At 60.4% G+C, this 12,059-nt stretch carries 10 protein-coding genes and 1 pseudogene; 10 read left to right on the top strand and 1 reads right to left on the bottom strand.

The features are described 5' to 3' along the window. The first annotated feature begins 67 nt into the window (after positions 1 to 67). From arnB to BLU63_RS32890, 10 genes and pseudogenes are all read left to right on the top strand, one after another. Positions 68 to 1,216 (top strand): UDP-4-amino-4-deoxy-L-arabinose aminotransferase, encoded by a 1,149-nt coding sequence (arnB, locus tag BLU63_RS28030; protein WP_083376802.1) that lies wholly within the window; start codon positions 68 to 70, stop codon positions 1,214 to 1,216. Continuing rightward, on the top strand, positions 1,213 to 2,232 hold the full coding sequence (arnC, locus tag BLU63_RS28035) for an undecaprenyl-phosphate 4-deoxy-4-formamido-L-arabinose transferase (RefSeq protein ID WP_083376803.1): 1,020 nt from the start codon (positions 1,213 to 1,215) through the stop codon (positions 2,230 to 2,232). Before arnB ends, arnC begins: the two co-directional genes overlap by 4 nt. Then, on the top strand, positions 2,229 to 4,235 hold the full coding sequence (gene arnA, locus BLU63_RS28040; RefSeq protein ID WP_083376804.1) for a bifunctional UDP-4-amino-4-deoxy-L-arabinose formyltransferase/UDP-glucuronic acid oxidase ArnA: 2,007 nt from the start codon (positions 2,229 to 2,231) through the stop codon (positions 4,233 to 4,235). Before arnC ends, arnA begins: the two co-directional genes overlap by 4 nt. Next, entirely contained in the window at positions 4,235 to 5,119 is an 885-nt protein-coding gene (gene arnD / locus BLU63_RS28045; RefSeq protein WP_083377309.1) for a 4-deoxy-4-formamido-L-arabinose-phosphoundecaprenol deformylase, read from the top strand. Before arnA ends, arnD begins: the two co-directional genes overlap by 1 nt. Next, positions 5,116 to 6,765, top strand: a complete 1,650-nt coding sequence (arnT, locus tag BLU63_RS28050; RefSeq protein WP_083376805.1) for a lipid IV(A) 4-amino-4-deoxy-L-arabinosyltransferase — start codon at positions 5,116 to 5,118, stop codon at positions 6,763 to 6,765. Before arnD ends, arnT begins: the two co-directional genes overlap by 4 nt. Beyond that, the gene (gene arnE / locus BLU63_RS28055; RefSeq protein ID WP_083376806.1) at positions 6,762 to 7,106 is read left to right on the top strand and encodes a 4-amino-4-deoxy-L-arabinose-phosphoundecaprenol flippase subunit ArnE; all 345 of its coding nucleotides are present in this window, start codon (positions 6,762 to 6,764) and stop codon (positions 7,104 to 7,106) included. Before arnT ends, arnE begins: the two co-directional genes overlap by 4 nt. Then, positions 7,103 to 7,504: a 4-amino-4-deoxy-L-arabinose-phosphoundecaprenol flippase subunit ArnF gene (gene arnF / locus BLU63_RS28060; RefSeq protein WP_083376807.1), complete on the top strand. Its 402-nt coding sequence runs from the start codon at positions 7,103 to 7,105 to the stop codon at positions 7,502 to 7,504. Before arnE ends, arnF begins: the two co-directional genes overlap by 4 nt. Further along, positions 7,501 to 8,882: pseudogene (locus BLU63_RS28065) on the top strand (UDP-glucose dehydrogenase family protein); the annotation flags it as partial. The gene arnF and the pseudogene BLU63_RS28065, both read left to right, overlap by 4 nt. A 45-nt stretch (positions 8,883 to 8,927) precedes the next feature. Next, the gene (locus BLU63_RS28070; protein WP_231990973.1) at positions 8,928 to 10,493 is read left to right on the top strand and encodes an ArnT family glycosyltransferase; all 1,566 of its coding nucleotides are present in this window, start codon (positions 8,928 to 8,930) and stop codon (positions 10,491 to 10,493) included. Positions 10,494 to 10,518: 25 nt separating this feature from the next. Continuing rightward, positions 10,519 to 10,800 carry a hypothetical protein gene (locus tag BLU63_RS32890; RefSeq protein ID WP_144443404.1) on the top strand — a complete coding sequence of 94 codons (282 nt, stop codon included), beginning with the start codon at positions 10,519 to 10,521 and terminating at the stop codon, positions 10,798 to 10,800. An 82-nt stretch (positions 10,801 to 10,882) separates the two neighbouring features. On the opposite strand, the gene BLU63_RS28075 is transcribed toward BLU63_RS32890, so the two are convergent. After that, positions 10,883 to 11,848 (bottom strand): LysR family transcriptional regulator, encoded by a 966-nt coding sequence (locus BLU63_RS28075; RefSeq protein WP_083376808.1) that lies wholly within the window; start codon positions 11,846 to 11,848, stop codon positions 10,883 to 10,885. Positions 11,849 to 12,059: the final 211 nt, after the last annotated feature.

Raw genomic sequence — 12,059 nt, forward strand, 5'->3', positions numbered from 1 at the left:
TCAACCCCTTGAAAACACGCTTCTTTCGGCGATTTTGCTGAAGGAAGCCGTTCGCCCGGAGATTCTTATGAATGAGGCGTTTCTCCCCTTCTCCCGCCCGACTATCGGCGATGAGGAAATCGCAGCCGTAGAGCAAGTATTGCGCTCCGGCTGGATCACTACCGGGCCGAAAACCCAGCAACTGGAAGAGCAATTCGCCCACTATGTCGGCTGCCGTCATGCCGTTGCACTTTCTTCGGCCACTGGTGGTATGCATATCACGTTACTGGCCTTGGGCATTGGTCCGGGCGATGAAGTCATCACGCCATCCCAGACTTGGGTGTCCACGGCCAACATGATTTGCCTGTTGGGTGCCAAACCGGTCTTCGTCGACGTTGACCGCGACACGCTCATGTGTGACCTGGCCAGCATCGAGGCGGCGATCACGCCGCGCACCCGGGCAATCATTCCGGTGCATTACGCCGGTGCCGCCTTCGACCTTGATCCACTTTACGCATTGGCCGACAAACACGGCATCCCCGTCATCGAAGACGCCGCCCATGCGGCAGGCACCTTCTATAAAGGTCGACATGTCGGCGCGAAAGGCACGGCGATCTTCTCGTTCCACGCGATCAAGAACATGACCTGCGCCGAGGGCGCGATGTTCGTCAGCGACGACACCGCGCTGGCCAACCGGGTACGCATGCTCAAGTTTCATGGGCTGGGCGTTGATGCCTACGACCGGCTGACCCACGGTCGCAGACCTCAGGCACAAGTGATGGAGCCGGGTTTCAAATACAACCTGGCCGACATCAATGCCGCCATCGCCCTGGTGCAGCTGGAGCGTCTGGGTGCGATCAACGCCAAGCGCACCGAGCTGGCGCGCACCTACCTGCAACGCCTCGAAGGTTTACCAGTGCAACCGCTGGCCATCCCGACGTATCCGCAGCGGCACGCGTGGCACCTGTTCGTCCTGCGCATCGACGCCGAGCGCTGCGGACTGGATCGCGATGCCTTCATGAGGGCCTTGCAGGAACAGAACATCGGCACCGGCATTCACTTCATCGCCACGCACCTGCACACCTGGTACCGCCAGCGTTTCCCTGACCTTCACCTGCCCAACACCGAATGGAACTCGGAGCGCCTGTGCTCGATTCCGTTGTTCCCCGACATGACCACCGATGACGTCAATCGTGTCGTCGACGCCATCGAAAACACACTGGAAAAAAGCCTGTGAAACCGTATCCGATCCGTTGCGTGTCGATCGTCATCCCGGTCTACAACGAACAGGACAGCCTGCCCGAGCTGCTCAGGCGGACCGAAGCGGCCTGCCGTTTGTTGCGCCATGACTATGAAATCGTGCTGGTCGATGACGGCAGCCGCGACAACTCCGCGCAAATCCTCGAGGAGGCCGCCAATCGAGAGTGCAGCCCGGTGGTGGCGGTCATTCTCAACCGCAACTACGGCCAGCACGCGGCAATCATGGCCGGTTTCGAGCAGTGCAAAGGCGATGTGGTGATCACCCTCGACGCCGACCTGCAAAACCCGCCGGAAGAAATCCCTCGCCTGGTGGCGCAGGCCGAGCTGGGCTATGACGTGGTTGCCACGGTACGCAACAACCGCCAGGACTCCGCGCTGCGCCGCTGGCCGTCGAAGCTGATCAACCTGGCCGTGCAGCGCTCGACCGGTGTGGCCATGAGCGATTACGGCTGCATGCTGCGCGCCTACCGCCGCAGCATTGTCGACGCGATGCTCGCCTGCCGCGAACGCAGCACCTTCATTCCGATCCTGGCCAACAGCTTTGCCCGGCACACCACGGAGATCCTGGTGACCCACGCCGAACGTGAACACGGCGAATCCAAATACAGCCCCATGCGCCTGGTCAACCTGATGTTCGACCTGATCACCTGCATGACCACCACGCCGCTGCGGTTGCTGAGCATCGTCGGCTTCGCCATGGCCGGACTCGGCTTGCTGTTCGCCACGGCTTTGATCGTCCTGCGCCTGGTGTTCGGCGCCGAATGGGCCGGCGACGGCACATTCGTGTTGTTCGCCGTGCTGTTTGTGTTCACCGGCGGGCAGTTCATCGGCATGGGCCTGTTGGGCGAATACCTGGGCCGCATGTACAGCGACGTCCGCGCCCGCCCCCGATTCTTCGTCGAGAAAGTCCTGCGTAGCCAACCCGCCACGCCAGCACCCGTTGTCACCGTCGACGGCCTCACTAACACTTCTTCCGATCAGGTTCTCTCATGAGCGCAAAAGCTGTTGTCTTCGCCTATCACGATATCGGCTGTGCCGGCATCGAAACCCTGCTCGACTCAGGCTTCGAGATCGCCGCTGTGTTTACCCACGCCGATGATCCGAAGGAAAACGCCTTTTACGCCTCCGTGGCGCAACTGTGCGCGCGCAAGGGCATCCCGGTTCATGCCCCGGAAGATGCCAACCATCCGTTGTGGATCGAGCGCATCAGCAAGCTGGAACCCGATTACCTGTTCTCGTTCTACTACCGCCAGCTGCTGAGCGAACCGCTGTTGGCCACGGCACGCAAAGGCGCGTTCAACTTGCACGGTTCATTGCTGCCGCGCTATCGGGGTCGGGCACCGGCCAACTGGGTGCTGGTCAACGGTGAAAGTGAAACCGGCGTGACCCTGCACCGTATGGTCAAGCGCGCCGACGCCGGCGCAATCATCGCCCAGCAACGGGTGGCCATTGAGCGCAGCGACACGGCGCTGAGCCTGCATGGCAAATTGCGTGTGGCCGCCATCGACCTGCTGCGCGATGCCTTGCCGGCGTTGCGTCAAGGCACCGTCAGCGAAACCCCGCAGGACGAATCCAAAGCCACGGTATTCGGACGTCGCACCCCGGCCGACGGCAAGCTTGTGTGGAAGCGCCCCGCCGAAGAACTGTTCAACCTGGTTCGCGCCGTCACCCAGCCGTATCCAGGTGCGTTCTGTGCCGTTGGCGAACACAAACTGATCGTCTGGAGCGCAGAAGTTGCCAAGGGCAACGCAGGCCTGGCACCGGGCCGGGTCATCAGCGTCGATCCGCTGCGCATTGCCTGTGGCGAAGACTCTTTGGTCATCACCTCCGGCCAGCGTAACGACAACGGCTTGTACCTGAGCGGTCCGCAACTGGCCAGCGAACTGGGGCTGGTCGACGGTTCCGTGTTGCGTGGCGCCGAGTCCGGCCGCGCGCCACGCCGCACTCGGGTGCTGATCCTGGGCGTCAACGGCTTCATCGGCAATCACCTGTCCGAGCGGCTTTTGCGCGACGACCGATACGAGGTATACGGCCTCGATATCGGCTCCGATGCCATTGACCGCTTGCGCAGCCATCCGCGTTTTCACTTCGTCGAAGGCGACATCAGCATTCACTCCGAGTGGATCGAATACCACATCAAGAAGTGCGACGTGATCCTGCCGCTGGTGGCGATAGCCACGCCAATCGAATACACCCGCAACCCGCTGCGGGTGTTCGAACTGGACTTTGAAGAAAACCTGAAACTGGTGCGCTACTGCGTCAAATACAACAAGCGCGTGATCTTCCCGTCGACCTCCGAAGTGTATGGCATGTGCCAGGACCAGAACTTCGACGAAGACAGCTCCAACCTCGTCGTCGGCCCGATCAACAAGCAACGCTGGATCTACTCGATCTCCAAGCAGTTGCTCGACCGGGTGATCTGGGCCTACGGCCAGAAAGGCCTGAACTTCACCCTGTTCCGTCCTTTCAACTGGATGGGCCCGCGCCTCGACCGGCTGGACTCGGCGCGGATCGGCAGCTCCCGGGCCATCACCCAGCTGATCCTGAACCTGGTGGAAGGCACGCCGATTCGCCTGTTCGACGGCGGCGAGCAGAAACGCTGCTTTACTGACATTGCCGACGGCGTCGAAGCGCTGGCCCGGATCATCGACAACGAGAACGATGCCTGCAATGGCCAGATCATCAACATCGGCAACCCGGACAACGAGGCCAGTATTCGTCAGTTGGGCGAAGAACTGTTGCGTCAATTCGAAGCGCACCCGTTGCGCGACAACTTCCCGCCGTTCGCCGGTTTCCGCGACGTGGAAAGCAAGGCGTTCTACGGCACCGGCTACCAGGACGTGTCCCACCGCAAACCGAGCATCGCCAACGCCAAGCGCCTGCTGGACTGGACGCCGACGGTGGAGATGAGCGAGACCATCGGCAACACCCTGGATTTCTTCCTGCGCGAGGCCATGCTCGAAATAGCCGAGCACTCCAAAGAAGAATCATGCTGATGCGGGCAGGCCTTCGGATCGATGTCGACACTTACCGGGGCACCCGTGAGGGGGTGCCGCGACTGCTGGAAATCCTCGATGAAGCGCAGGTCAAGGCGACGTTTTTCTTCAGCGTCGGGCCGGACAATATGGGGCGCCATCTGTGGCGCCTGATCCGCCCGCAATTCCTCTGGAAAATGCTCCGTTCCAACGCGGCCGGCCTGTACGGCTGGGACATTCTGCTGGCCGGCACGGCCTGGCCGGGCAAACCGATCGGCCGCGACCTCGGGCACTTGATGCGTCAGGCCCGGGATGCGGGCCATGAAGTCGGTCTGCACGCCTGGGATCACCATGGCTGGCAGGCCAATGCCGGGCGGTGGAGCGAGGCGCAGCTGATCGAACAGATCCGCCTGGGCGTCGACACCCTCAGCGACATCCTCGGGCAAGCCGTTGAGTGCTCGGCGTCGGCCGGTTGGCGTGCGGACGAACGCGTGATCGAGGCCAAGCAGGCCTTCGGCTTTCGTTACAACAGCGATTGCCGCGGCCAGAGCCTGTTCCAACCAAGGTTGGCCGGCGGTGGCTTGGGGGCGCCGCAGATTCCGGTGGACCTGCCGACCTTCGATGAAGTGGTGGGCCCTGCCGTCGCAGCCAAAGACTTCAACGGGTTCATCCTCGACCAATTCTCCGCTGAAAAACTCAACGTCTACACGATCCACGCCGAAGTAGAAGGGATTCTGATGGCCAACGATTTCCGTCAACTGCTGGCCGATGCGCGCCAGCGTGGTATCGGCTTTAAACCCTTGGGCGACCTGCTTCCCGCAGCCCCGGGCGCCTTGCCAACGGGCCGGGTCGTGCGCGGCCATCTCGAAGGCCGGGAAGGCTGGCTGGGAGTGCAAGGCGCATGAGCAAACGCTGGGGACTGCCGCTGCTATTGGGTTTTTTTCTGTTGGCGTATCTGTTGCCGTTGGGCAGCCACGGCTTATGGATTCCCGATGAAACCCGCTATGCGCAGATCAGCCAAGGCATGCTCCTGAGCGGCGACTGGGTATCGCCGCATTTCATGGGCCTGCGCTATTTCGAAAAGCCGGCAGCCGGGTACTGGGTGATTGCGGCCAGCCAGGCCTTGTTTGGCCAGAACCTGTTTGGAGTGCGCTTTGCCTCGGCGCTGAGCATGGGCCTGAGTGTGTTGTTGTGTTTTCTGATTGCCCGTCGTTTGTGGAACGAACCGCGCAAAAGCTTTGCCTGTGCGTTGCTGTACATGAGTTTCACCGTGGTCGCGGGCCAGGCCGGCTACGCCAATCTCGACCCGCAATTCACCTTCTGGGTCAATCTGAGCCTGGTCGCGTTATGGTTCGCGCTCGACAGCGACCGCCGGGGTCCGCGCCTGACCGGTTGGGCGGTGCTGGGGCTGGCCTGCGGCATGGGATTCATGACCAAGGGCTTTCTCGCCTGGTTACTGCCGGTGCTGATCGCCCTGCCCTTCATGATCTGGCAAAAACGCTGGCGTGAGCTGCTGGTCTACGGCCCCGTGGCGATCATCGTGGCTGTTGCGGTCAGTCTGCCGTGGGCGCTGGCGATTCACTCGCAGGAACCCGATTACTGGCGATTTTTCTTCTGGCACGAACACATCCGTCGCTTTGCCGGTGACGACGCCCAGCATGACGCGCCGTGGTGGTTCTATTTGCCGTTGCTGGTGGCGTTCAGTTTGCCGTGGGTGGCGTTGCTGCCGTCGGCGTTGCGGCAAGCATGGACAACCCGTGGCCAGGTCCGCATCGGTTTTCTGCTGCTGTGGCTGGTAATGCCGCTGCTGTTTTTCAGCCTGAGCAACGGCAAATTGCCGAGCTACATCTTGCCCTGCCTGCTGCCATTGGCCTTGCTGTTGGGGCATACCCTGGCCGACCGACTCAAGCTGGAGCAAGGCCGGGTCCTGGGCCTCAACGGTTTGCTGAACTTGCTGCTGGGGCTGACCGCCCTGCTCGCACTGGTTTACCTGCAACTGAAAAAGCCGCTGTATAACCATGAACTGCACAACCTGGTGCTGGTGTTCATCGGCCTGATCGGCTGGATCATGGCCAACCTGCTGCAAGCTTTCAGACCCCTGCAATGCTGGGCCGCACCGGCCTTCGGCAGCCTGCTGCTGATCGGTCTGCTGCCCGCCGGGCTGCCCGACTCGGTGGTGGCCAACAAGATGCCCGACCAGTTCATCCGCCATCACGCCGATGAACTGGCGCAGACCGGGAAACTGTTGAGCAACGATCTCGGCGCCGCGGCTGCCCTGGCCTGGCGTCTGAAGCGCCCGGACGTGGCGTTGTACAACACGATAGGCGAACTGAAATATGGCCTTGCTTATCCTGACTCGGTGCAGCAGCGCGTCGATCCCGATCAGGTTCAGCAGTGGATGCGCAACGCCCGTCAGAGCGGCTCGGTCGGCGTGGTGATGCGGGTCAAGGGTGAGGACGAGCTGCAAGAAATTGAACGGCTGCCCAAGGATGGCAAACGCTATGAACAAGGCAATCTGGTGATTCTGATCTTTCCTCAGGGTGCGTCATGAGCCTGCTCCTGCTGTTGGCCGCGTGCCTGCTGACCTGCCTGGGCCAGATCGCCCAGAAGTACGCCGTCGACAGTTGGCGGGCGAAGCCGTCAGCCTGGGGCGAGAAACTGCGCTCCCCTTGGTTGTGGCTGGCACTCGCTGCGCTGGGGTTGGGTTTGCTGGTCTGGCTGCTGGTGTTGCAGCGCCTTGAAGTCGGCATTGCCTACCCGATGCTCAGCCTGAATTTCGTGCTGATTACCCTGATCGCCCGGTTTGTCTTCCACGAGCCCATCGACCGCCGGCACTGGCTGGGCGTGGCGCTGGTGATCGGCGGTGTGATTCTGCTGGGGCAACAAGCATGAACCTGCGTCGCGGAATCACCTTTGCAATGGGCAGCGTGCTGCTCGGCAGCGCGGCGCAGTTGGGCATGCGCTGGAGCATGACGCGCCTGCCGTCCCCCGAACATCTACTGACTTCCAGCATCGATCCAGCGGCGGTCGCCGTGGTGCTGGGGGCGATTCTGGCCTACGGAGTTTCAATGCTGTCCTGGCTCGCCGCCCTGCGGGATGTGCCGCTGGGCCGGGCCTATTCGCTGCTGAGCATCAGCTACGCGCTGGTGTATCTGCTGGCCGCCAGCCTGCCGGTGTTCAACGAAGCGTTCAGCGTTACAAAAACCCTCGGCGTGGCCCTGGTCATGCTCGGAGTCATCACCATCAACTCACGTCCGGCTCGCGCGCCCGAACGCAGGAGTGCCTCATGAAAATCAGTGTATTTGGTAGCGGTTACGTTGGCCTGGTGCAAGCCGCCGTCCTCGCGGAAGTCGGCCACGACGTGGTCTGCATGGACATTGACGAGAAGAAAGTCGAATTGCTGCAACAAGGCCACGTGAGCATTTTCGAACCGGGGCTGGCCAGCCTGGTGCGCGAAAGCCTGGAAGCCAAACGCCTGCAATTCACCACCGATGAAAAACTCGCGGTGCAGCATGGTCAGGTGCTGTTTATCGCGGTCGGTACACCGTCCCGGGACGATGGCTCGGCGGACCTGCGTTACGTGTTGTCGGTGGGCGAAGCGGTTGCACGGCATCGTGAGCAGCCGGTGATTCTGGTGGAGAAATCCACGGTACCGGTGGGCACGGGCGACACCTTGCGAGCGCATATCGACAAGTGCCTGATCAAGGTCGGCCGCTTGCTGCAGTTCGATATCGTCTCCAACCCCGAATTTCTGAAGGAAGGTTCGGCCGTGGCGGACTGCCGGCGCCCGGACCGGATCGTCATCGGCTGCGACAGCGATGACGTGCGCGACGTGATGCGCGACCTTTACGCGCCGTTCAATCGCAACCACGACCGCATCATGTTCATGGACCTGCGCAGCGCAGAGCTGACCAAGTACGCCGCCAACTGCATGCTGGCCACCAAGATCAGCTTCATCAACCAGATCGCCGAACTGGCCGAGCATCTGGGTGCGGACATCGAATCGGTGCGCCTGGGCATCGGCGCCGACTCGCGCATCGGTTACCACTTCATCTACCCCGGCTGCGGGTATGGCGGCTCGTGTTTCCCCAAAGACATGCGCGCGCTGATTCACAGCGCCGAAGAGGCGCACTGCTCCAGCGACCTGTTGCAGGCAGTGGAAGCGATCAATCAGCGGCAGAAGCACAAGCTGTTCGAGCGCATCAACGCGTTCTACAAGGGTGACTTGCGCGGCAAGACCTTCGCCGTGTGGGGCCTCGCCTTCAAACCCAACACCGATGACATGCGTGATGCGCCGAGCCGGGTGCTGCTGGAATCGCTGTGGGCCGCCGGCGCCAGCGTGCGCGCATTCGACCCGGAAGCCATGCAGGAAACCCAGCACCTGTATCCCGAGGAGTCGAAGTTGATGCTGATGGGCACACCGGAATCGGTATTGGCCGGTGCCGACGCGCTGATCATTTGCACCGAATGGCAGCAGTTCAAGGCCCCGGATTTCAACCTGATCCAGCAACGGTTGAAGGCGCCGGTGATCTTCGACGGACGCAATTTGTACGACGCCGAACGCCTGGCACGTAGCGGTTTTCTGTACTTCCCGATAGGCCGTGGGGAATCACGCAAATTGCCGATTCCGTTCCAGCAGTGGCCCGCGAATCAGGTCGTCGCTTGATCGCCGTATCGGCGCCCATACGCCGGCAGTCCTTGTGGCTGGGGCTGATGGCGCTGGGGCTGTTCAGCGCCGGGGTTTATCAGCAGGCCGCCATCGGTTTCGATTCGCGTTTTGTGCTGTTTGCCCAGGAAATGCTGCGCCATGGGCCGACGGTTTTTCCGACCACCTATGGCCAGCCCTACGCCGATTACTCGGCGCTTTCGACCCTGTTCATCTGGGTCCTGTCGTTGCCCTTCGGACAGGTCAACAGCCTCAGTGCCTGGTTACCAAGCGCAATTGCCGGGGCGGTAATCGTTACGCTGATGTACCGCTTGCTGGCGCCCTACTCCCCACGTTGGGCGCTGCTGAGCATCGCGTTGATGTTGATGACCAACACCTTCGTCACCGAAGTCCGAGCGGTGTCCCAGGACCTGATGCTCGCGGCGATCGCCTTTGCAGTGTTCTATCTGGGTTATGCAGCGGACCACTTTTCGGCACCCCGGCGCTGGCTGCTGATTTTCGCCCTGTTGCTTCTGGGCTTTGCGGTTCGTGGCCCGATCGGGCTGGTGGTCCCGACTGGCATGCTGTGCAGTTATTGGCTGCTTAATCGCCAATGGCAGCGGCTGTTCGGCTTCGGCCTGACGGCGGCGGTGCTGCTGGCCGCAAGCGTCGGCACGTTGTTATGGCTGGCCGAAAGCCGTGGCGGTCCCCTGTTCATGCAGGATGTCGTGCGCATGCAGTTTCTGGGGCGAATGGACGGCAGTGAAGGCGTGAGCGGTTCGCTGTATTACTTCACCGGATCGCTGGGCAACTATGCGCTGGCGTATCCGTTGGCGCTGCTGGTGTTGGCGGCAGTCTGGCTGCCCCATCAGCGCCAGGCAGGTCCGGCGCTGCGCCTGTTGCAGTACTGCACGGCGGCGGCGTTGATCGTGATGGTCGGACTGTCGATTCCCCAAGCAAAAAAGGCCCGCTACCTGCTGCCGATGTTGCCCATGGCCGCGATCATTGCCGCGTACCCGTTCCAGGTGGCGGGGGGGCGGGTTTTCGTTTGGTTGCGCGGTTTGATGCAAGGAGTGTGGTTGTTGACGCCCTGCGTATTGATCGGCGTGTTGCTGTACGCCCATCGACGGTTTCCCGAGCAACTGACCTCGATCACTTCGATGCTGATCATCCTCGCCGCGCTGCAAGTGATCGCACTGGCCACGCTTTTCAGGCCCCGATGGCGGGCACAGACCTTGGCGTTTTGCGCGGTTCTGGCGTTGTGGTCGGTGTACATTCTGGTGTTCGAACCGGTCGAACGCCGGCTCTACGACACCCAGACGTTCAGCCGCGCGGCCTTTGCGCTCGTGCAAAACGATCCGGCGCCGCTGGTATTGCATGGCATGGGTAAAGACGCGAAGGCGATCAAGTTCATGGTCAATATCGACGAGGACTTACAGCCGCTGTTCACCGAATCGATTCAGGAGCTGGAACAGCTTCAACTGCCGGCGTGGTTGATGATGGACGCGCGTGACTATCGGGCCTTGCAAGGCACGCCGTTCGCAGCCGTGCCGCCGGTGTTAAGCGGCCGATTCGACAAAGATGATTACGTCTTGCTGCACCTCAACCCGCCTTCGCAGATGCCGAGCCCGTGAGGCTGCTGCTAAAGTGCACGGATCAATGTCATTGCCCGCCGTGCCCACTCCACCGACGCCGCTCTCCCCGCCATCGAGCGTTCGGCGGCTGGCCACCGCCAAGTTTAAAAGAAGAATATTTTTCGCAAGAATTTACTTGTTGATCATTTCTTGCGCTGGCTTCCACACCATGATTGTTTTTTCCGTGATTACTGACTTTACAGATATTGATTCTATTATTCGCAGAATAAGGGGCGGGACTTGTTATATCGGTTTATCAATTTATCTTTTGATCGCCTTCCCAAAAAAACTTGAGAAGGTACTGTAAAAAACAAATCAGATTGATCAAAACAGATGACGATGCGCAGCCTGAAATAATCCCTGTCTTGCGTATCAGATGTGTCTGACTTTCAAACCGGTGCCTTCAGATCCACACCCAATGCCTGCGCAAACGCCTTGACCAGCGGGCTGCGCACGGTGTTGTGGCGCAGGATCAGATTGAACGGCGTGACGATGCTGATCAGGTCCGGGCGCACCGCGCGAAATTGCCCCTGAGCCGCCATCGATGCGGCGTAATGCTGCGGCAAAAAGCCCAGGAAACGCCCGGTCTTGATCAGCAATGCCACGGCTTCCACCTGAGTCGCCGACGCGGAAAAACTGTCGTAGTGGACGAAATTGAGTTTGTCGCGATGAATCGCGTAGCGGTGGTTGATGAACTCGTAATCCTTGAGCACGTGGCTGCCGATTTCGGCGTCCGGCATCGAGAACAGCGGATGACCGAGCGCGCAGTAAACCTCCGAGCGCTCTTCATACAGCGCGTAGTAATCAAACTCTTCACGCTTCTGATAAACAGGAACGATGCCCGCCACTAACCGCCCCTCTACGACGCCTCTTTCGACTTCATCCAGTTGCGATGACTGAAGTTGGAACCTTACTTTAGGTGACTCTTCATTGATTCTTCTAAGCGCGGCCACTAACGGTGAATTATCGTCGGAGATTGTATTATCAATAACACCCACCCCAAGGTCACCGACAAGTTCATTCTGTGCCGAACTAAGCCGATCACGAAAGTTGTCAACCGAGGCAAACAAGTCGATGGATGCCTGGTACACCAGACTGCCTTCTTCGGTCAGATGAAAGCCTTCCCGGCCTCGGGTGCACAGGCGCATGCCAATGCGGATTTCAAGGTCGGAAATCTGTTTGCTGATGGCTGCCAGCCCCACATTCAGCTCGTTCTGGGCGGCACTGAAGCCTCCGGCCTCGACCACGGCCTTGAACACTTTGAGCAGTTTGAAATCCAGGCCACTGAGGGCCAGCGGCGCCCGATGCGACGTTTTCGGTGGCGGGTTTCCGGAATTGGAAAGTGGGGTTTCCATAATGCTTATTTACCTCTGGCGCCCTATTCAACACTCTGTGTCCAACAACAAAAATAGTGCTGGTAAATAATAATGAACACAGAAAACCAGGCTTGGCAACCGCTAATAATCCCCGTACTTCAGTGCCAACTCACTGATTTCGAACTATTAAAAGCTGACACTTCGATCAGCTCTCGCAACGATATAACTGCCCCTATTGAAACTGCTTTGG

It is taken from the genome of Pseudomonas mandelii, from assembly GCF_900106065.1.
In the GTDB taxonomy this organism is placed as follows: domain Bacteria; phylum Pseudomonadota; class Gammaproteobacteria; order Pseudomonadales; family Pseudomonadaceae; genus Aquipseudomonas; species Aquipseudomonas mandelii.